This window comes from Bacillus sp. LQ01, assembly GCF_057624735.1.
Genome location: NZ_JBYEZL010000004.1, coordinates 190,319 through 211,633, shown reverse-complemented (window position 1 = coordinate 211,633; position 21,315 = coordinate 190,319). Strand labels below are relative to the sequence as shown.

General features: G+C 35.6%; 23 protein-coding genes. 8 read left to right on the top strand and 15 right to left on the bottom strand.

The window, feature by feature from the left end; genetic code table 11:
* The first annotated feature begins 451 nt into the window (after nucleotides 1-451).
* A complete protein-coding gene (locus tag AC22L0_RS24505; protein WP_000025058.1) occupies nucleotides 452-808 on the top strand; it encodes a YgzB family protein in 357 nt (118 codons plus the stop codon).
* A gap of 106 nt (nucleotides 809-914) precedes the next feature.
* On the opposite strand, the gene AC22L0_RS24500 is transcribed toward AC22L0_RS24505, so the two are convergent.
* The 7 genes from AC22L0_RS24500 to AC22L0_RS24470 all read right to left on the bottom strand — a co-directional run bounded on the left by AC22L0_RS24500 (nucleotide 915) and on the right by AC22L0_RS24470 (nucleotide 5,798).
* The gene (locus tag AC22L0_RS24500; RefSeq protein WP_000759738.1) at nucleotides 915-1,334 is read right to left on the bottom strand and encodes a GNAT family N-acetyltransferase; all 420 of its coding nucleotides are present in this window, start codon (nucleotides 1,332-1,334) and stop codon (nucleotides 915-917) included.
* A 170-nt stretch (nucleotides 1,335-1,504) separates the two neighbouring features.
* Complete coding sequence (gene perR, locus AC22L0_RS24495) at nucleotides 1,505-1,933, bottom strand: peroxide-responsive transcriptional repressor PerR (RefSeq protein WP_000237829.1); 429 nt, start codon at nucleotides 1,931-1,933, stop codon at nucleotides 1,505-1,507.
* 300 nt (nucleotides 1,934-2,233) lie between these two features.
* On the bottom strand, nucleotides 2,234-2,689 hold the full coding sequence (bcp, locus tag AC22L0_RS24490; RefSeq protein ID WP_048568183.1) for a thioredoxin-dependent thiol peroxidase: 456 nt from the start codon (nucleotides 2,687-2,689) through the stop codon (nucleotides 2,234-2,236).
* Nucleotides 2,690-2,733: 44 nt separating this feature from the next.
* Nucleotides 2,734-3,138, bottom strand: coding sequence for a potassium channel family protein (locus AC22L0_RS24485; RefSeq protein ID WP_000964343.1), 405 nt, complete (start codon nucleotides 3,136-3,138; stop codon nucleotides 2,734-2,736).
* A gap of 72 nt (nucleotides 3,139-3,210) precedes the next feature.
* Nucleotides 3,211-3,996 carry an ABC transporter permease gene (locus tag AC22L0_RS24480; protein ID WP_000965772.1) on the bottom strand — a complete coding sequence of 262 codons (786 nt, stop codon included), beginning with the start codon at nucleotides 3,994-3,996 and terminating at the stop codon, nucleotides 3,211-3,213.
* 4 nt (nucleotides 3,997-4,000) lie between these two features.
* Nucleotides 4,001-4,792 (bottom strand): ABC transporter permease, encoded by a 792-nt coding sequence (locus AC22L0_RS24475; RefSeq protein ID WP_000521519.1) that lies wholly within the window; start codon nucleotides 4,790-4,792, stop codon nucleotides 4,001-4,003.
* Nucleotides 4,785-5,798: an ABC transporter ATP-binding protein gene (locus AC22L0_RS24470; RefSeq protein WP_000843658.1), complete on the bottom strand. Its 1,014-nt coding sequence runs from the start codon at nucleotides 5,796-5,798 to the stop codon at nucleotides 4,785-4,787. The genes AC22L0_RS24475 and AC22L0_RS24470 overlap by 8 nt, the downstream gene beginning before the upstream one ends.
* A 127-nt stretch (nucleotides 5,799-5,925) precedes the next feature.
* Between AC22L0_RS24470 and hemL the strand changes: the two genes are divergently transcribed.
* The 3 genes from hemL (at nucleotide 5,926) to AC22L0_RS24455 (ending at nucleotide 13,304) form a co-directional block, all read left to right on the top strand.
* Nucleotides 5,926-7,224 carry a glutamate-1-semialdehyde-2,1-aminomutase gene (gene hemL, locus AC22L0_RS24465; protein ID WP_061140037.1) on the top strand — a complete coding sequence of 433 codons (1,299 nt, stop codon included), beginning with the start codon at nucleotides 5,926-5,928 and terminating at the stop codon, nucleotides 7,222-7,224.
* Between the two features lie 198 nt (nucleotides 7,225-7,422).
* Entirely contained in the window at nucleotides 7,423-11,859 is a 4,437-nt protein-coding gene (locus AC22L0_RS24460) for a glutamate synthase-related protein (protein ID WP_087966444.1), read from the top strand.
* Between the two features lie 356 nt (nucleotides 11,860-12,215).
* Complete coding sequence (locus AC22L0_RS24455; protein WP_000765787.1) at nucleotides 12,216-13,304, top strand: aromatic acid exporter family protein; 1,089 nt, start codon at nucleotides 12,216-12,218, stop codon at nucleotides 13,302-13,304.
* 14 nt (nucleotides 13,305-13,318) lie between these two features.
* Here AC22L0_RS24455 and AC22L0_RS24450 read toward each other — a convergent pair whose 3' ends face one another.
* The 4 genes from AC22L0_RS24450 to AC22L0_RS24435 all read right to left on the bottom strand — a co-directional run bounded on the left by AC22L0_RS24450 (nucleotide 13,319) and on the right by AC22L0_RS24435 (nucleotide 16,667).
* Entirely contained in the window at nucleotides 13,319-15,079 is a 1,761-nt protein-coding gene (locus AC22L0_RS24450; RefSeq protein ID WP_487272459.1) for an ABC transporter ATP-binding protein, read from the bottom strand.
* A 54-nt stretch (nucleotides 15,080-15,133) separates the two neighbouring features.
* Nucleotides 15,134-15,664, bottom strand: a complete 531-nt coding sequence (gene ntdP / locus AC22L0_RS24445; protein WP_000506624.1) for a nucleoside tri-diphosphate phosphatase — start codon at nucleotides 15,662-15,664, stop codon at nucleotides 15,134-15,136.
* Between the two features lie 272 nt (nucleotides 15,665-15,936).
* Nucleotides 15,937-16,197, bottom strand: a complete 261-nt coding sequence (locus AC22L0_RS24440) for a YgaB family protein (protein WP_065704921.1) — start codon at nucleotides 16,195-16,197, stop codon at nucleotides 15,937-15,939.
* Nucleotides 16,198-16,385: 188 nt separating this feature from the next.
* Nucleotides 16,386-16,667: a gamma-type small acid-soluble spore protein gene (locus tag AC22L0_RS24435; protein WP_000039046.1), complete on the bottom strand. Its 282-nt coding sequence runs from the start codon at nucleotides 16,665-16,667 to the stop codon at nucleotides 16,386-16,388.
* Between the two features lie 125 nt (nucleotides 16,668-16,792).
* On the opposite strand from AC22L0_RS24435, the gene AC22L0_RS24430 reads away from it, so the two are divergent.
* Nucleotides 16,793-17,017 carry a hypothetical protein gene (locus AC22L0_RS24430; RefSeq protein ID WP_000275436.1) on the top strand — a complete coding sequence of 75 codons (225 nt, stop codon included), beginning with the start codon at nucleotides 16,793-16,795 and terminating at the stop codon, nucleotides 17,015-17,017.
* A 34-nt stretch (nucleotides 17,018-17,051) separates the two neighbouring features.
* Here AC22L0_RS24430 and mutY read toward each other — a convergent pair whose 3' ends face one another.
* Nucleotides 17,052-18,149 carry an A/G-specific adenine glycosylase gene (mutY, locus tag AC22L0_RS24425; protein WP_000171391.1) on the bottom strand — a complete coding sequence of 366 codons (1,098 nt, stop codon included), beginning with the start codon at nucleotides 18,147-18,149 and terminating at the stop codon, nucleotides 17,052-17,054.
* 149 nt (nucleotides 18,150-18,298) lie between these two features.
* On the opposite strand from mutY, the gene AC22L0_RS24420 reads away from it, so the two are divergent.
* Complete coding sequence (locus AC22L0_RS24420) at nucleotides 18,299-19,279, top strand: metal-dependent hydrolase (RefSeq protein ID WP_000379106.1); 981 nt, start codon at nucleotides 18,299-18,301, stop codon at nucleotides 19,277-19,279.
* 24 nt (nucleotides 19,280-19,303) lie between these two features.
* Here AC22L0_RS24420 and AC22L0_RS24415 read toward each other — a convergent pair whose 3' ends face one another.
* Nucleotides 19,304-19,570 carry a YfhJ family protein gene (locus AC22L0_RS24415; RefSeq protein WP_000998166.1) on the bottom strand — a complete coding sequence of 89 codons (267 nt, stop codon included), beginning with the start codon at nucleotides 19,568-19,570 and terminating at the stop codon, nucleotides 19,304-19,306.
* 122 nt (nucleotides 19,571-19,692) lie between these two features.
* Here AC22L0_RS24415 and AC22L0_RS24410 point away from each other — a divergent pair, with 122 nt between their 5' ends.
* On the top strand, nucleotides 19,693-19,851 hold the full coding sequence (locus AC22L0_RS24410) for a small, acid-soluble spore protein K (RefSeq protein ID WP_000517891.1): 159 nt from the start codon (nucleotides 19,693-19,695) through the stop codon (nucleotides 19,849-19,851).
* A gap of 37 nt (nucleotides 19,852-19,888) precedes the next feature.
* The gene (locus AC22L0_RS24405) at nucleotides 19,889-20,041 is read left to right on the top strand and encodes a YpzG family protein (RefSeq protein WP_000122093.1); all 153 of its coding nucleotides are present in this window, start codon (nucleotides 19,889-19,891) and stop codon (nucleotides 20,039-20,041) included.
* A gap of 64 nt (nucleotides 20,042-20,105) precedes the next feature.
* Here AC22L0_RS24405 and AC22L0_RS24400 read toward each other — a convergent pair whose 3' ends face one another.
* Nucleotides 20,106-20,423 carry a YfhH family protein gene (locus AC22L0_RS24400; RefSeq protein WP_001057024.1) on the bottom strand — a complete coding sequence of 106 codons (318 nt, stop codon included), beginning with the start codon at nucleotides 20,421-20,423 and terminating at the stop codon, nucleotides 20,106-20,108.
* A 10-nt stretch (nucleotides 20,424-20,433) separates the two neighbouring features.
* Nucleotides 20,434-21,246, bottom strand: a complete 813-nt coding sequence (gene recX, locus AC22L0_RS24395) for a recombination regulator RecX (RefSeq protein ID WP_000268502.1) — start codon at nucleotides 21,244-21,246, stop codon at nucleotides 20,434-20,436.
* Nucleotides 21,247-21,315 lie beyond the last annotated feature (69 nt).

Below are 21,315 nucleotides of genomic sequence, written 5' to 3'. Positions count from 1 at the left end.
GGCACGCCGCCAGCGTTCATCCTGAGCCAGGATCAAACTCTCCAATAAAGTTAGTTTGTCTAGCATCTAAAATAAAAATTGACGTTTCACGTTGTTTGTTTCGTTCAGTTTTCAAAGAACTACTTAGTCGCTCATTCGCGACTTCCTTATGTTAACATCTTCATTTTTCAATGTCAACTAAGTTTTTTAATTTCTTTTTTGTCGTTTTCTGCGTTTCCGCATCAGCGACGGTTATTAATATATCATGCAGTATATACAGGGTCAATACTTTTTATAAAAAAATTTCACATCCCGTTAAAAACTTAAAAACCGCTGTAAAAATCCTTATAGCGTCCATTCATTCTTCATGGTCCCCCTCCTATTCATTTCATATCTTATCCCTTTATCAATTTACACGAGAGTGAAAATTCTAAATTGTATGTTATATTATTAGTATAGGAGCGTGGTGAGAATGAGCATTAAGTATTCAAACAAAATCAATAAAATCCGGACCTTTGCATTAAGTTTAGTATTTATCGGCCTCTTCATTGCATACTTAGGTGTCTTTTTCCGCGAAAACATTATTATTATGACAACGTTTATGATGGTTGGCTTTTTAGCTGTTATCGCTAGCACTGTCGTTTACTTTTGGATTGGCATGTTATCTACTAAGACTATCCAAATTATTTGCCCAAGCTGTGATAAGCCAACCAAAATGCTCGGCCGTGTCGATGCATGTATGCACTGCAATCAACCTTTAACACTAGATCGAGATCTAGAAGGAAAAGAATTTGATGAAAAGTATAATAAGAAGAGTTATAAATCATAAGTATCAAGGGAAATACGAATTTGCAACACTACAAACGTTTCAACTCATTAAAAAGTTGATTTCTTAAAAAATCAACTTTTTAATTGTTTTATTAAATTTATTACACCTATTTTTTCGAAATAACAGTAAACATCCCTGTCATATTAGGCGAATAATCTTTAAAATCATATTTTTCGTAGAATGATGTTTTACCTTGCGACGCAAACAAACCAATGAATGCTTTATCTGGAGCATTCTGATTTAAGTATTCTACTAAAGTATTCATTATTTTCTTTCCAATACCATTCTTTTGATACTCTGGATGAACCACTATATCTTGAATATAGAAATAGATAGCCCCATCACCAACAATTCTCCCCATGCCGATGATTTGATTATTATCCTTGACTGTTATACAGTAAATCGAATTTTGAAGTGATATTTCCGCCACCTCAAAGTTCATATAGTTAGTCCATCCCACAGAATCACATAAATATTTATATTCTTCCAATGTTGGAATGTTATTTTTAATCTCATATTTCTTCAAAATGTCCCCTCCCAGAATTCATTTCCACCAATACAAAGTAAATTCGACAAACTTTTATCTAACCCTCCTTACTAACTTAGCACTGTAAATCCCGATTAACCTCACGCTAATCCTTATATAATAAAGAAAGAGGCTGACGTATAGCCGTCAGCCTCTTTCTTTATTATATATTACGCCTTATGACACTCTGGACAAACGCCATAAATTTCTAAGCGATGACTATTGATAACGAAGCCTGTCGTTTTCGCAGCTTCCTCTTCCAGCTTTTCCAAGCCTCCATAAGGAAAATCAACAATCTTACCACATTTTTCGCAAATCACATGATAATGTTGACTTGTAACATAATCAAATCTACTTGAAGCGTCTCCATAAGTTAATTCCTTTACAAGTCCAACCTCTTTAAACACACGTAAGTTATTATAGACAGTTGCAACACTCATATTTGGAAACTTACCTTCTAATGCTTTATAAATATCATCCGCTGTTGGGTGCGTCATTGATTCCACAAGGTACTCTAAAATAGCATGACGCTGTGGAGTAATGCGTACACCCGTATTTTTCAGCATTTCTAGCGCTTCTTTTAATTCTTCTTTGACCACCGTCATGCACCCCGATTCTATACGGATTATTATTTTATAATTCTTATAAAGAGTGTACTCCTTTTCTTATAAATCGTCAATATTTCTACTATAAGTATGTAGTTTATTTTTATATTCAGGACTTGTTTTTATGTATCTTTCCCTTTTTTCTTCATATATTCCATAGAAAAAAGTGCGACATAATCGCACTTGGAATACTATCATCTGAGGAGGTATGCCCTACACTTCCACTTTATGTAAGGCAGTAAAATATGTATAGACACTTGCCTTGTTTCTGCATATTTTATCTCCAATGTAGATTTATTTTATATAAGAAAGAACATCCTCAATATGTCCTTTCACTTTCACTTTACGCCACTCTTTTACAAGTTCACCGTCTTTATTAATAAGGAATGTAGAACGCTCGATTCCCATATACTCTTTCCCAAAGTTCTTTTTTAACTTCCAAACATCGTATAACTCTGCTACTTTATGATCTTCATCTACTAAAAGTATAAATGGCAATTCATGTTTCTCAATGAATTTCAAATGTCTATTCGCTGAATCAGGACTTACTCCAAGAATAACCGTATCCTTCTCTTGAAATACTCCATACGCATCACGAAAATCACATGCTTCAGTTGTACATCCTGGCGTCATATCTTTCGGATAAAAATAGAGAACTACATTTTTACCGCGGAAATCAGCTAGGCAAACTTCTTCTCCGTTACTTCCCTCTAATGTGAATTCTGGTGCCATTTCTCCTACTGTAATCATATTTATCACTCCTACTCTTTTCCTTTACTATAACAAATGCTTCCTTATTTTTCATTGTCTATTACAGACCTCATCACAAAAGCAAAAGGGAGTGTATATCCAATTAGCGCTTCTGCGATTGCAATCCATCGCCCAATTCCAATCGGAGATATGTCACCATATCCAACAGACAATAAAGTAACTGCGCTAAAATATAAACAAACTTCGACGAGTTGAAAGGAATGAGCGTTCAAACTTTCTCCATCCTCTTTCAAAACTGCGAAACCCATTTCCTCTAATACAACGTAACTTAATCCAAATGCGATTAGTACTGTTGTATAGATTAAAAATAATGTGGCCAAATTATAGAGCGAAAAAAAACGCGTTGAATCTGAATAGGAACTCCATAATAATTGGACACTTTTCAAAATAGCGATTGCTGCAATTAATAGAATAAATCCCCATAACATGTCCTCCACCTCATTTTATATGTATGAGGTGGAGAACTGATTTATCCCTTAGAAACGAACAAGCTTCTATAATTAATTACCCGCGCCACGATACCTTTTTACCCCTTGGTTCCAGAGGGTGATTGCAATCGTAAAACAGATAATACCAACAATTGGCGTCGCAAATGCATAACTATTCCATTCTGTTTTTCTTAAAAAGTATGCTGCTGGATATACTCCAACAAACGCAAACGGTAAAACGAACGTTAAAATGAAACGAATTACACGATTATAAATATTAACAGGATAGCGCCCGTAATTACCTATGTTATACATAAGAGGCATAATTGAACTTTTCGCATCCGACCAAAAACCAAGGCTCGCCAACGTAACAAATATCCCTCCATATACAAGTGCTCCTCCTCCTACCATCAATATAAATAAGAAGAAATCATACCAGTAAAAAGATAATTGTAACTCCACAGCTGCATATCCCATTACAACAATCCCTGTAATAGCTCCAATTAAAGATTCAAGTTCCATTCTTTCTAATATAATTTGAAATAGGCTATGGATCGGTCGCGTTAATACACGATCCATCTCCCCTTTAATAATGTATCGATCATTAAAATCCCATATATTAAAGAAAGCTGAAAAGATGGCAAATGGTACTAAAAAGAAACCATAAATAAAGATTACCTCTTCTCGACTCCATCCCTTCAATGCTTGTGTATGCCCAAATACAACGAGAATAAATATTAAATTAACTGCTTGAAGCGATAAATCAGAAAGTAAACCAACGATAAAATCGCCTCGATACTCCAATTTCGTTTTTATATATTGACTTGCATATTGTAAAAATAAGTTTATATATAGCATCTCATCATCCCCCTTGTACAATTAGACGTTTTCTCGCCGTTCTCCACATGAGTACAATTGGAATAATAAGTACAATCGCCCAAATCACTTGAAATACTAAAGCCTCATACAACTTACTCCCCTGTATACCTTCAGAAAAAATCATACTTGGAATATAACTAATAGCCTGAAACGGTAAAAACATCATTGCTTTTTGGGCCCATAACGGATAAAAACTAATTGGTAATAATAGACCTGAAAATAAATCAATAACAACGCGTTTTGCATACATAATTCCACTATTATTAAATAGGAAAAACGTAAGCATTCCCGTCATTAAATTAATTTGTGTATTAATAATAAAGCTAAATATTAAAGATAAGAAGAAATATAACCAAGTTTGAAAATTCGTTGTAATTTGCAACGAAAATAATAACGTAACGATAACCATGCCTGGAATGGAAAAGAAGGCAAAACGGAATATTCCCTCGCCAAGACCTTGCATAACTTTCATTCCCAAATAGTTATACGGACGAATTAATTCTACAGCCACACGTCCTTCTTGAATCTCCATCGCAATTTCCCTATCTATATTATTAAAATAGAAGGCACGTGCCATCCACGCGATTGCGATATACGTGGTCATTTGCGAAATAGATAAACTTTCAATATTCTCTTTTCCGCTATAAATTGCTTGCCATAAAAAATAGTAAGCACCGATATTAATCGTATAAATTAAAATCCCGCTATAGTAATTTGTACGATACGCAAGCATCATTAAAAAGCGAATTCGAATCATTTCAATATACTTACCCATGCGTAATACCTTCTTCATAAATGTTACGAATAATTTCCTCTGTAGACACTTCGTTAATTTTTAAATCTTTAATTTGAAATGCTTGTACTACTTTAGAAATAAGCATTGAAATAATAACTTCTTCATTCGGAATTTTTGCAACCCATGCATTTTCCTCTTTCGCTTTCGACCAAACGACATGATTATCTGGCATAACCATTGATAAAGCCTGATAGGAAACTGGTGCAACAAACTGAAAGTGAATTTCCTTCTCTGCTCCCCACTGCGTACGAAGATTACTTAAAGAACCGTCATACATAATATTCCCTTCATCCAGCATGATAACGCGCTCACATAAAGCTTCAATATCAGTAATATCGTGTGTTGTTAATAAAATTGTTGTTTTATAACGTTCATTCATTTCTTTTAAAAATTCACGTATTTTCAATTTCACAAGTACATCTAGCCCAATTGTTGGCTCATCTAAAAATAATAACGGTGGATTATGAATTAAGGCTGCCGCTAATTCACAACGCATTCTTTGACCAAGAGATAATTTTCGAACTGGTTTATCTAATAAAGGCCCTATATCTAACGTTTCAATTACGTGCTCCATATGCTCCTTATACTGAGCGTCTGATACACCGTATACTTTCTTTAATAAACGAAACGATTCTTGTACTGCAATATCCCACCAAAGTTGCGAACGCTGTCCAAAAACAACACCAATTGTTCTTACAAATTCTTCTCTTTGTTTATGTGGGTTCATTCCATTTACTGTGATTTGCCCTGATGTCGGAGTTAAAATCCCCGTAAGCATTTTAATTGTTGTTGATTTACCAGCACCGTTCTCACCAATATAACCAACCATTTCACCTTGCTTTACAGTAAAAGATACATCGTTTACTGCTGGTACTATTTTATAATTACGATTTAATAAATCGCGAAATGCACCCTTTAAGCCCGGACGACTTGAATAGGCTGTAAACTCTTTACGTAACCCTTGTACCTCAATTACCGATTTCATAATCGGACCCCCCTCCTAAATGTCACAACGAATAGTTTACCCAACTGCCTTCGCTATCACAAACAATACGTCTTTTCGAAAAACATGTTAGAATAATACATAGATTTTTGTAAGGAGATGAATTGTAGTGAAATTCACAAAGTCAGAAGCATTACATAAAGAAGCTTTAGAGCATATCGTTGGCGGTGTTAATAGTCCTTCTCGTTCTTTTAAAGCAGTTGGCGGCGGCGCTCCTGTTGCTATGGAACGTGGGAAAGGCGCTTATTTCTGGGATGTAGACGGAAATAAATATATCGATTATTTAGCAGCATACGGTCCTATTATTACTGGACATGCTCATCCGCATATAACAAAAGCAATTACAACAGCTGCTGAAAATGGGGTACTTTATGGAACACCAACAGCGCTAGAGGTAAAATTCGCAAAAATGTTAAAAGAAGCAATGCCTGCATTAGATAAAGTCCGTTTCGTAAACTCTGGTACAGAAGCAGTGATGACAACGATTCGTGTTGCTCGTGCTTATACAGGTCGCACAAAAATCATGAAATTCGCTGGTTGTTACCACGGTCATTCTGATTTAGTACTTGTGGCAGCTGGATCTGGTCCTTCTACTTTAGGAACTCCTGACTCAGCTGGCGTACCACAAAGTATTGCACAAGAAGTTATTACCGTTCCATTTAATAATGTCGAAACTTTAAAAGAGGCTTTAGATAAATGGGGTCATGAAGTAGCAGCTATCCTTGTAGAACCGATCGTTGGAAACTTCGGTATTGTAGAGCCTAAACCAGGATTCCTTGAAAAAGTGAATGAACTTGTTCACGAAGCTGGCGCATTAGTAATTTATGATGAAGTTATTACTGCTTTCCGCTTTATGTACGGTGGTGCTCAAGACTTACTTGGTGTGACACCTGACTTAACAGCGCTTGGTAAAGTTATTGGCGGCGGCTTACCAATCGGTGCTTACGGTGGTAAGAAAGAAATTATGGAACAAGTTGCTCCGCTTGGACCTGCATACCAAGCTGGTACAATGGCAGGAAACCCTGCTTCTATGGCATCAGGTATCGCTTGTCTAGAAGTGCTTCAACAAGAAGGGCTTTATGAGAGATTAGATGAACTTGGTGCAATGCTTGAAAAAGGAATTTTAGAGCAAGCAGCGAAACATAATATCGATATTACATTAAACCGTCTAAAAGGGGCTTTAACTGTATACTTCACAACAAATACAATTGAAGATTACGATGCCGCACAAGATACAGACGGTGAAATGTTCGGTAAATTCTTCAAGCTTATGCTTCAAGAAGGAGTTAACTTAGCACCTTCTAAATACGAGGCATGGTTCTTAACTACAGAACATACAAAAGAAGATATTGAATATACAATCGAAGCTGTCGGCAGAGCATTTGCTGCCCTAGCAGACAATAAATAATCCCGTCATTAAAAGGAAAAAAGAAAGCTCACCTTTCTTTTTTCCTTTTTTCTATTTCATAAATTCCGTATTAATAGTATAATTATTCATAATTATCTGTTTTATATTCTTTTACAGCATTACTATCTCTGTGTACAAGGTGATTCGCACCTTAAATAGTAAGATTATTCTAACTTTTACAAGAGGGGGGATTGACGGATGCTCAATAAAAAAAATACATGGACACCGTCTTTATTTCGAGATTATAGAAATGCAGAACATGATGCGTGTGGAATCGTTTCCGTTATGGAGAAACGAAAAATTGCTACAAAAGAAAACATTGACCTTTGCATACAATCACTCGTCAAAATGAATCATAGAGCTGGTTTCATTAATGGTGAGGGCGATGGCATCGGCATTCACATTGATATACCAAAAACGCTTTGGAATGAAAAACTAAAAAGTAGCGGATATAATCCAACGATTGTGGATCATCCCCACTTTATCGTTGGACATTTTTTTCTAAATAAAAAAGAAGACATTACTGCCTTAAAAGATTATATTCGTACGCAATTAAACAACAAAAACTTTACTATCATTTTCGAAAGTGATGATGTAACAAACTCAGATGCACTCGGTCCACTTGGTAAACAAGAAGAACCTTTATTTTGGCAAGTTGCCCTTATCGCAGAAAACGAAATTACAAATATTGAGCAAACATTATTTTCTGTCACAATAAAAATAGAGGAAAACGAAGCAATTCATGTTGCTTCATTAAGTCGTAATCATGTTGTATATAAAGTTCTAGGTGCTGGTGATACGCTTGTTGCCTACTATAATGATTTACAACATCCGCTTATCGCTTCAACTATGACATTAGGACATAACCGCTACTCTACTAATACATTATCTAATTTTTTTCGTGTACAACCATTTAGCATTCTCGGACATAATGGTGAAATTAACACAATTGCGAAATTACGCGATCAAGCTGAAATGATTGATGTACCACTTACTGCAGGAGGCAGTGACTCTCAAGATTTAAACCGCACCTTAGAAACCCTACTTGTTCAATACAACTACAGCTTATTTGAAGCAATGGAAATTCTATTCCCACCAATTATTAATGAAATTAAACTTTATGAAACACCTTTACAAGATTTATATACGTATATACGTGAAGCATGGGGACATTTTGCCCAAGGACCAGCTGGCATCATTTCCCGTTTTAAAGATGAAGCTGTTTTCAGCGTTGATTCCCTTGGATTACGCCCAGTATGGAAAGTAGAGACAGAGAGCTCTTATATTTTCTCTTCTGAACCTGGAGTTGTATCACCAACTAAATATGTAGCAGAACCAAAACCACTCGCTCCTGGAGAAAAAGTCGGATTAAAATGGAATGAACAAGATGAACTTGTTCTTTATGAATATGACAAATATCAAATCCAAGTATATAACCGTTTTAAAAAGCGAATTGATACTACCAATTACCATTTAAATTTATCTATCCCTGAAACGAAAAAAATCCAAGGGCTATGTGATTCTGTTCAAGTTGAAACGAAACAATACGTCGCTTTCGGATGGGACCGAGAACATATTCAACTCCTTGAACAGATGGCAACAAAAGGCGTTGAGCCAATACGCTCACTTGGGCATGACTCACCACTTGCCGCACTTGATACTGATAGACGAAATATCGCTGACTTCATTAAAGAAAGTGTAGCTGTTGTTACAAACCCTGCAATTGACCGTGACCGTGAAATTGAACACTTCTCTACACGTACTGTACTTGGAGAGCGTCCAAGTTTATTAAGTGGCGCAAAACGGCCATTTGTAGTTGAAATGCTTTCACCAATTATTTTAGAAGGCAGCGTGGCACAACCTATTGCAGAGGAATTACACACAATTACGTACGAACAACTCATAAAGCTATTTAAAACTCATAACTCTATCGCCACAATCTCTGCTACATTCAGCTCGTCAGAAACTCTACAATGTGCATTAAGCCGCATTAGTTCTGAAGCGATAGCTGCTGTTAACAATGGTGCTTCCCTACTAGTATTAGATGACGCAAAAGCCCATCTAAATGAAAGATTGTGGATTGATCCACATTTAGTTACTGCTAAAGTACATCAAGCATTAAGTGAAAATAAATTACGCCGCAATTGTTCTCTCGTTATACGTTCTGGTGCCCTTCGCTCCTTACATGACATTGTCACGCTATATGGATTAGGAGCAGATAGTATTAATCCATATTTATTATTCGCGACTGTAAATGATGGAACAAAAACACCAATTACGAATCTGTATAATGCACTTAATAAAGGATTAGAAAAAGTCATTTCAACAATTGGAATTCATGAGTTACGTGGTTACGGACGTCTCTATTCATCTATTGGGTTACATGAAGAAATCGCAAATATATTACAGATTACAAATTTCTTCGGTTCAAATGATTTAGCTTTTTCACTTGAATCACTTGCTGAAGATGCAAAAATGCGAGCGGATGATTATAACAATCCTAAAATTAGAATGCGAAAATCATTTCATATATTCCCGCGAATTTGGAAAGCAATCGGCGATGTTGCAAAAGGAAATTCTTATGATGATTACCGTGACAAGTTAAGTGAACTAGAAGAGAATAATCCCATCGCAATCAGACACCTTGTTCAAACGAAACAAACAAAACATGTCGTTCCAACTGAAGAAGTATCTATCGGCATTGAAACCCATGATTTTCCATTTATTATTAGTTCTATGTCATTTGGTTCTCAAAACGAAATTGCCTTTCGCGCATATGCAGAAGCGGCCGATCAGCTAAATATGATTAGCTTGAACGGTGAAGGCGGCGAAATTAAAGATATGATTGGAAAATATCCACATACACGTGGACAACAAGTGGCATCTGGGCGATTTGGAGTAAATGCCGAACTACTAAACTCATCGAACTTAATTGAAATCAAAATTGGTCAAGGCGCAAAGCCTGGGGAAGGTGGGCATTTACCTGGTTCAAAAGTAACAGCCAAAATCGCTGAAGCACGTAATGCGACAATTGGCTCAGATTTAATTTCACCTTCTAATAACCATGATATTTATTCAATTGAAGATTTAGCTCAAATGATTACGGAAATTAAAACAGCTAATCAACTTGCCAAAGTAGCCGTGAAAGTCCCTGTCGTTCCTAATATCGGAACAATTGCTGTCGGTATCGCCAAAGCTGGTGCTGATTTTATTAACATTAGCGGATTCGATGGCGGAACAGGTGCTGCACGTATTCACGCCTTGCAACATGTAGGTCTTCCTGTAGAAATTGGTGTTAAAGCCGCTCACAACGCTTTATTAGAAGCGAGCATGAGACATAAAGTAGAGATTTGGGCAGATGGTGGTATTCGAAGTGTAAATGATGCCTTGAAAATCATGCTTCTCGGAGCAAACCGTATTGGATTTGGCACACTATCAATGATTGCAATCGGCTGCACTACTTGCCGTGGGTGTCATCTAGATACTTGTCATGTCGGAATTGCAACACAAATCGAGTCTGAAGCACAAGCAAAGGAACATGGGTTACGCCGCTTCGTCCCACGCGAATTAGAAAGCGCGGTTACTGGCCTGCTAAATTTATTCACCTCTTTCGGTATAGAACTAAAACGATTAACAGGACAGCTTGGGTGTACAAATTTACAAGCAATTGTTGGGCGTTCTGATTTATTAGAGCAAGTTCGAGGCGAAAATTTATTAAACTTACGTAATTTATTACAAATAATAGAACATCCATCTGTTACAACAACAGATGGTGTACCAGAAAAACAATTTAAGACAGTTCATTCCGCTGACTCAAAAGAATTAGTAGGCGTTGGTGTAGAGCAACGCGTTATGGGTGGTCTAGAATCATGTTATCGCGTTCGCAGTAAACTATATGAAGCTACTCAACTTGAACCACTTACATTAAAGTATACGAATGGTTCTATTCCCGGAAATGGGTTAGGCGCTTACAATAGTGAAAATTTATTTATACACGTAAATGGCGGCGCACAAGATGGCATTGGTAAAACTTCCTTTGGTGGTGGGATTTATATAACGAAATCAAAAGGAAAAGACGGAGTATATTATAACGGTTCTGTCGGAAAAGGATTTGGATATGGTGCACAAAAAGGGGCACTATACGTGCAAGGGAACGCTGATGCTCGCGCTGGCATTCGCCTTTCTGGGGCAGACATGATAATTGGAGGTAGAATAACAAAACCACTCCGTGAAAAAGAGCAAGGAAATATAGGGGCATACTCCAATATTAAAGGTTTTGCTTTTGAATATATGACAAATGGGCGAGCGCTTGTTTTAGGTGACCCTGGTCCATGGATTTGCGCTGGCATGACTGGCGGTGTTGTTTATTTGCGTCATGATTCAAACTTAGGCCTAACAGAACAGGCCTTAAAAAGAAGAATTGCAAAAGGGGCAAATGTTACATTACAACCAATTAGTAAAAATGGTTTGAAAGATGTAACTGAATTATTGCTAGACTATATTCGTGTACTAAACGAACATGAGCAATATGAGGAAGTTGCTTTATTAACAGCATTATTAGATGATATACAGAACCAGTTTTTTGAGATTATCCCGAAAAAAGAACAGGCAGACCCATCTATCTCAACAGAGTAAAATGAGTAATTTTCATTATTAAGAAAAAATTGACGAAGTACGCTTCTCATAGTAATCTATAGTAACAATTTGAGACCTGCTGAAATTCAGCAGGTTTTTTTACTAAAAACTGATGTTTAAAAGGAATTAGGAAAAATTATAAAGTGAAACTTTAATTAGCCTACACCAATCGAGCGTTTACCGGCATCTAGCTTCTAATTTTTGAGGCAGGAATCTTACTACTCACAATTAGCGGGATAAAATGAACACTAATTTCTTTTAACGTCACTAAAATATCACTTGCTAACATATTGTAATGAATGTATAGTATCATGTTGTACATTCATTATGACAAGAGAAAGGATCTTATTAAGGGTATGAAACTTGGTGCTCGCATTTTAAAAACGGGTATTGCCATCACGTTAGCTTTATTTGCTTGTATTTTACTTCAATTACCGAGTCCGGTATTTGCGGGAATTTCAGCTATCTTTGCTGTTCAACCGTCTGTATACCGTTCTTATTTAACAGCACTTGAACAAATTCAAGCAAATGTAATTGGTGCGATATTTGCTATCGCATTTGCTACTGCTTTTGGACATAATCCTTTTATTATTGGATTAACATGTATATTAGTAATTGCTCTTACATTACAATTACGATTAGAAAACACAATATCAATTGCTTTAGTAACAGTTATCGCCATTATGGAGTATCAAGGCGAAGATTTCTTTAGTTTTGCCTTACTTCGATTTGCGACGATTATGATTGGTATTATTGCGGCTTCACTTGTAAATTTAGTATTTATGCCGCCAAAATATGAAACAAAACTTTATCATCGTATCGTTGATAATACAGAAGAAATTGTAAAATGGATTCGAATGAATAGCAGGCAGGCTTCTGATTTTACAACGCTAAAAACTGATATTGATCGTATGAAAGAAAAAATGATTAAACTAAATCATTACTATTTGCTGTATAAAGAAGAAAGAAGCTATACGAAAAAAGTAAAGTTCGCAAAAATTCGTAAGCTCGTTTTATTCAGACAAATGTTAGCGACAACAAGCCGTGCTTTAAGTACGTTAAAATCATTACACCGTACTGAAAATGAACTGCGCTATATGCCGGAAGAATTTCAGGAATCTATCCAAAATGAACTTGACTCATTAACGCATTATCATGAACAAGTTTTATTAAAATTTATTGGTAAAGCAAAAAAACAACAATCAGTTGAAATGCTTGATGAAGTTGAAACAGGTAAACAAGAATTAATTGATATCTTTATGGAATATCAAAATAAGGACGATGAAGAAGCATATAAAACATGGTTACATCTCTTCCCTCTTATTTCTTCCATCATTAACTATAGCGAAGAAGTAGAGCATTTAGATTTGCTTGTAGATAGCTTCTACACATATCATAAACCAGAAAAAGAACTCCAAATCGATGATAAAAAAGAAGACGAATAAAAAAACAGCTCCTTTTATGGTAAAGGAGCTGTTTCTGTTATATGTTGAAGTTGATATAAATTGTAATAAAATCCTCTTTTTCGCATTAACTCTTCATGAGAACCAGTCTCTTTAATCTCACCGTCTTCAATGTAAATAATCGTATCAACATGCGTAATCATCGCTAATCGATGTGCGATTATAATCGTTGTCCGGTCAGCAGCTAACGTCTGAAGCGCCTCTTGAATATACCTTTCATTTTCTAAATCTAATGCTGAAGTTGCTTCATCTAATATAAGTACCGACGGATTCTTTAGAAACACTCGTGCAATTGCCACGCGTTGTCTTTGCCCGCCTGATAGCTTCACACCACGTTCTCCAACGACAGTATTATAACCATCTGGTAAGTCTATAATAAAATCATGAATTTGCGCAGCTTTGGCAGCTGCAATCACTTCTTTCTCTGTAGCTTTCGGATTTCCATATAAAATATTAGCTCCAATTGTATCGCTAAACAATAAATTATCCTGCAGTACAATTCCAATATGACTACGCAAATTTCTCATATTGTACTTTCTTACATCTATGCCATCTACATAAACCGCGCCTTCAGAAACATCATAGAAACGCGGGATCAAACTAGCAAGAGATGACTTTCCTCCCCCACTCGCTCCTACAAGCGCTACTTTCTCTCCAGGCTGCATAGTTAATGACAAGTTGTGTAATATCTCTTTTTCATCTGCATTATAACGAAAAGAAACATTGTCAAATACAATTTCTCCATTTAATTTTTTCGTTTGTACCGCATTTGGTACATTAACAATATCGTATTTTTCATCTAACAGTTCAAACACACGGTCCATCGATGCAAAAGATTGTGTTAATGTTGTAGATGAATTAACAAGGCGGCGAAGCGGACTATATAAACTATCCATATATCCAACAAAAGCTACCATCGTTCCTAGCGTTAACTGCCCTTGAATTACTTCATATGCTGCAAAACCAATCACAAGTAACGGACCTAAATCGGTTAACGTATTTACTGCCGAAAATGTTCTTGCCGTCCAACTTGTATGGGTTAATGCTTTCGTTAAAAATTCATTATTTCTTTTTTCAAACTGCTTCCCCTCATACTCTTCTAACGCAAAGCTACGTGTCACTTGCATTCCTTGAATACGTTCATGCAAATACCCTTGCATCGTCGCTAACGCTTGTGAACGCTCTTTCGTCAATTTCCGAAGACGTCCGAAAAAATGTTTCACTGCAATTACATAAATAGGTAAAATCAATAACGCAACAAATGTTAATTTTATATTCATAGAAAACATAACAATGATAGCAATAGCAATTGTTGCAGTATCTAACCAGACGTTCATCAAACCAGTAATTACAAAATCCTTCGTTTGTTCTACATCATGGATGACACGCGAAATAATCTCCCCTGTTTTTGTATTGGAGTAATAACGTAAACTTAACTTTTGTAAGTGACCGAAAATATGCTTCCGCAAATCATACAGTATTGTATTTGCGATACGTTGGGCGAAATATTGACGATAATATTCAATCGGTGGTCTTAATACCGCAAAAATAAAAAAAGCAATTCCAATCGCTGTTATTAATTGAGATGTTTTATCTTGAAGTGAGCCCGCGCCTTGAATTACATCATCGATAATATACTTTAATAACCACGGCATAATAAGTGGGATACCGAACTTAACTAGTCCAATAATAATTGTAATAGCAATAAGCCATCGATATGGTTTAACAAATTGTAAATATCTTTTTATGCCTTGCACATAATCCCCCCTCTAATAGGACAAACCTGCCGGGAAGCCCCCTGCAGGTTTGTTTTAATTTCTGTACATTAAATATCGTTCATACCACATATCTACGAAGTCTGGTGCAAATGGACCTTTTCTTTGATGAATCCACTGTGTTAAATGTGCTACATTTCGTTTTAAAATTGTATCAATAACAGGTGGATACTGCATAATTTGACTATGTTTTTCATACTCATCTTCATCTAGAAGCGTATATGTCATATCTGGATATACTTTAATATCTAAATCATAATCAATATACTTTAATGCTTCAGGATCATACGCAAAAGGTGAGCTTAAATTACAATAATAATATACGCCATCTTCCCTAAGCATCCCAATCACATTAAACCAATAGTTGGCATGAAAATAACAAATTGCTGGTTCACGAGTAATCCATGTTCGGCCATCCGATTCTGTAACTACTGTACGATCATTCGCTCCGATTACAAGACTCTGTGTCCCTTTTAAAATTGTTGTTTCTTCCCACATTCTATGAATGGAGCCATTATGTTTATAACTATGTATTTGTACTTTTTCTCCTTCTTTGGGAAATCCCATATATGCTCCCTTCTTTCAACTGCAAATGCCCTTTGAACGGCATTCACTTTTTTTCTATTATAACTTTTTTGTCGAAATTTTAAAACTAAAGGGATAAGACTCTATTTTTCAAACTGAATATGCAGGAGGTTTATCGTTGAATACTATGCCCCAACTCTTCTTAAGAGATAGGGATTGTACTGCATTATTTATAAGCGAGGACATGTAATAGAAAAAGCCCTTCTCTATTTCCATACAAAGAAGGACTTTTCACCTGAAGATAACAATATATCTTACCCTAAATTTGAAATCATTTTTTCAGTTGTAAAAGATTGAATTACACTATTCGTTTGTTCTTCAAATTTCTCATGTAACATCTTCAACGCTACTTCTGTTCTATATATTTCCTGACGGATAAAATGCAGTTCTTTTTTATCGCACGTATCTTTTTCATTCATTTCGATTTGTTGATACTTCTCTAGATGTGCTTGTAACTTTAACAACTCATCCATCGTTTCTAATTGCTCCCCTATCAACTTATCAAAATCGTTCATTACTTACCCCCTTTTGGACTTATTCATCAGTTATTATTCCTAATTACATAATTCTAATTGTTAACTTCCTTCTCCTTTGACTACATTTGTTGACTTATTAGAAGTTATGTCGTTCGCTTTCTTTTCATTACAACGATCCACGCAAAAAGAAAACACTTCTCCCGAATTAGAGAAGTGTTTTTCTTTCATTACTGATTTGAGCTAGAAGATTGTGATTGTTTTGCAGCTGACTTAGCATTTTGTTTTTTCACAGAATGCACGTCTGTTTCAGTTGCAAATTCTGTACCATAACTAGCGTTTGCACTTTGTGCACCAGAAGCTTGTGCTTTCTTTGCTTCTGATTGTGCGTTTGCTTGTTTTACAGCTTGTACATCTGTTTCAGTTGAAAACTCTGTACCATAACTAGCATTTGTACTTTGAATGCTAGCACCAGAAGTTGCTTTGTTATAACCTTGTTGTTTTTTACTCATCTTTCTCACCTCCACAATCAATAATGTAACCAATTCACTTAGAAGCTATCCGTAATTTTCTTTTTTAAAATTTCCGCATATAACTTTTGTTACTCATTCAAACTATAGAAAATGGAGGTGTAAATATGTATATAGGACGCGATATGACTGAACTAACGATGATTTCAAAAAATGAATGGAAAGAAGATGAATTAGCTTATTTTCATCACTCACTACAACAGGTTCTGCCTTATTTAAATGTAGAAGGGCAAAGTATTTACAAAGAAATTGTAGTAGAAATCGAATCAAGAGGCGGCTTACAAGAAGGTGAAGCTAGTTGGACTCATGGGACAAAAATTTCTTACGATTAAAAAAGTGTTCCCTAGATTGGGAACACTTTTTTATTTATTGCATTGTAATTTTCTCCACACAATTTTCATAAATAGTACGGTGTGATTTTGAGAAAGGTAATTGCTCAAATACCTCTTTTGATACAAATTTTAATGTATCTGTATCAACAATATTACCTGTTACTTTTCCGTAAAATACAAATATATCCCAAGTACGATGTGTAAACGTATGTTGTACATTCATTGCGTATTCATCAATAGAAACCTCGAGCTCAAATTTTTCTTTCATATAATCTATAAGCTGTTCCTTCTGATTTCGAATACTTTCTCCAAGTTCCACATTCGGAAACTCCCACATGTTAGCTAACAAACCTGTACTTGGACGTTTATTAATAACGTAACGACCGTCTTCAGTTTGAAGTACACCTGCAACAATAGGTACCATTTTAGGAGCTTTCGCTTTACTTTTTACTGGTAATTCTTTTTGAACACCTTCAGCATACCCTCTGCAATGTTCACGTACAGGACAAAGTAAGCATGCTGGATTTTTCGGAATACAAATTAGTGCACCTAATTCCATCAAACCTTGATTAAAATAAGATGGATTTTCAATCGAAATAATTTCACGCACAATCTCTTCAAAAACTTTTCGAGTCTTTGGTTTTGCAATATCATCCCATACTGATAAAATACGAGATAATACACGCATAACATTTCCATCAACTGCCGGCTCTGGTATACCATATGCGATACTTAAAATAGCACCTTTTGTATATGGTCCGACTCCTTTTAACTTTTCAATTTTCTTTACATCACTTGGTACAACTCCGCCGTATACTTCTTTTACCTCTTTTACTGCCGCATGTAAATTACGTGCTCTAGAATAATATCCTAAACCTTCCCATGCTTTTAATACTTCTTCATCATCTGCGTTCGCTAACGCTTCAAGTGTAGGAAACTTCCCCATAAAATTTGCGTAATATGGTTTTACAGCCTCTACTCTTGTTTGCTGTAACATAATTTCAGAAACCCAAACGCGGTATGGATCTTTATTCTTTCTCCATGGTAAGTCGCGCTGTTCTTCTTCAAACCAACCAATTAAATCATTTTGAAACTGCTCTATATTAAAATTGTTTAGTATTTCAAGTGTCAAACTTGATCCCCCTCATTTTTTTGCATATAAGTACTATTATAAAGATTTTAGGAAAAAATTTAAGTAAGATGATACAGGAAATAGAAGGCAAAGGACTTGAGGTATCGAATAAAAAGAGTTACATTAATAAAAAACGGAGGTGGATTTCTATGGACACAGCCACTCACCTTGTTATGGGTATCACTTTAGGTAGCTTAGCAACATTAGATCCAGCCATAGCACAAAGTGATATTGGCCCCCAAGCTGTTATGCTTGCTACAATTGCTGGTTCCAACATTCCTGACATTGACACAGTTTTAAAATTGCGTAATAACGCTAAATATATAAGAAATCATCGTGGGATTACTCATTCTATTCCTGCGGTAATTCTTTGGTCATTCCTTATAAGTGGCATCTCTTTCGCCTTCTTTTCAGACGCTCCATATCTTCATCTACTGCTTTGGTCATTTATTGCTGTCTTCCTTCACGTCTTTGTAGATATTTTCAATGCCTATGGTACACAAGCATTACGGCCTTTCACAAAAAAATGGGTCGCACTCGGCGTGATTAATACATTCGATACCGTAATTTTCTTTATCCATATACTTGCAATTGCTTGCATGCTCGTCGGTTCTCATAAGGGATATACAGCTTTAGCGGCATATATATTAATGATTGTTTACTATATCGGACGGATTATGATGCACAGAAATATAAGAAGCGTTGTACACAAACGTTTCAAAAATGTCGAAAAGATTATCATTTCTCCTTCTTACCGATTTTACCATTACCATTTAGCAATCGTTACGGCTGATTATTACTACGTTGCGAGATGGCACCGTGGTAACATCATGATATATGATAAGTTCGATCGGGTACCGTTCCCAGACAATAATATTATGCGAGCAGCTAAACAAGATGAAAACATCTCGGCCTTTCTATCTTTCTCTCCTGTATATCGCTGGGATATTTTTGATCATGACCATTATTATGAAGTACGATTCATTGATTTACGATATCGAAGTAAAGATTATTATCCATTTGTTGCAATCGTTCAGCTCGACCACAATTTAAATATTATTAGTTCCTATACAGGATGGATCTTTAGTGAAGAAAAGCTTCGAAAAAAACTGGAATTACTTCCACATTAAAAAAAGCGACTTAAGTCGCTTTTTTTAATGTTTCAAATGATCTTCTTGATTAATTAAATGACTATACTTCGGATTATTTGTACGCATTTCATGAAGGCGTACACCATGATTATTAATCCATGATCGTACCACTTGTTCTGTCATTTCATCGCCTTGATAACGACCTGATTTTGCATAAGTTGTTTGAAAATCTTCCCATAGTAACTCAACCCACGCACGAGCTTGTGCGTAAGAAAGCTTGTCATTCTTGTCTAATAATTCTTTCGTTAATGTTTCATAAATATCATTCATATTATAATCTCCTTTTACCTATTTATCCCTTCATTTCTAAAGGATAGTTTCTTCAATTTTGCACATTCTATAATTGATACTTCTTAAAGAGGTATCAACCGATAATGAGGAGGGCGTTCGTAATGGGTAAACAAGCCGAATTTTGGTCTGAGTCAAAAAACAACAGCAAAATCGACGGTCAACCGAAAGCGAAATCACGCTTCGCTTCGAAACGACCTAACGGCACAATTAACACGCACCCACAAGAACGTATGCGTGCTGCAAATCAGCAGGAAGAGTAATACAAATTAAATTAACTTCCTACACGAGGTGATAAAGATGAGCTACCGTGATCGCTTAGATAGTCGTTCTGAATTATTTAACCATACGTGGACTCGTCCAAAACATGCGAAAGCGCAAGTTAACGGACAGACGCAACAAACCCAGTCTCTCATTATATTGGCAAATGAATGTAAAAAACGCCAATTTTAGAATCTCCTATCTCCTTTAACGCCTACCAAAGATGAAAACCAGAGAGATATATGCTCTCTGGTTTTTATTTTTCTTGCAATAAGGAAATTGGTATGCCAATCTCTTCATTATCATTTTGCTTATATCCCCAAGCAAATACCCCATTGAAATACGTAATTTTAAATAATACACCAGGTTCTTCTACTAATTCATATGTTTCACCAATACGGAATTTGTTTATATCCGTCATATAAGCACGAGCCATTGCCATTTTTCTCATTAATACATCAAATTCATTGACAATCCCAAGCTGCTCAGCTTTTACTGCTTGCTCCTTCAAAGCGCCAATTTCTTCCCTTAGCTCATGCGGTGTCATTTCACTGTAGCGTTTTGGCATATTCATCTTATTCTCCTCATTCCTCTTCGCGTTTCATTTGCAAAAATATCTCGATTTCATCAATAGAGAATCCTTTTCGATATAACGCTTGTTTCATCTTGTTTTCAAATGTCCATCCATCATGCTTCTTATATTTCTCATAATATTTATTCCCATGATAGTGTAACGCTTCTTGTTGCTTTTCGTCATCTTTTTCGTCTTTCAATTCTTCCAAACAAATTTGAATTACTTCTCTAGAATATCCTTTTCGAACAAGCATCTCATCTAACTTTAGTTTCATTTGTAAAAAAGAATGTTTTTGATAAGATTTTTTCTTCTTCTCTATGAGAAACAAGGCATTCTCAATTTGCTTTTCCTTCGGATATTCTTGTAAACTATGTGTAATAATTAAATCCTGAACACCTTTATTTAATAACTCTCTTTTAATAACAGTTGGACCTTTTCGATTCACATTACTTTGCGTTCGCGTATATAAAACAGCATACTCTTTATCATTAATATATCGGTCATGTAATAATTTCGAAACGACTTCAGAGATGATGGCCTGTCCCACTTCTTTTTTTCGTAAAAAATCTTCTATTTCTTGTTTTGTTCTCATTTGATAGGATAAATAGGAGATTGCTTGTAAATATGCTTTTTGCACTTCTTCATTGTACAAAATATTTCCTAACTCGATTTCATCAATTTCTAAGCCTTTTTGTAATCCATGTTTTATTAAGATTACTTGATCCACACTAAATCCGTACTCTTCGCCTTGACCTTTATCAATATAAATATTAAATCGTTCTTTCGATCGTTTTTGTACTTCTATTTTTGTAATGACAGCCATACTCTCACCTCTCTATTATTTTAACATAGTCGAGGAACATTTTTTCTTTTCAAGAATATATATAATGAG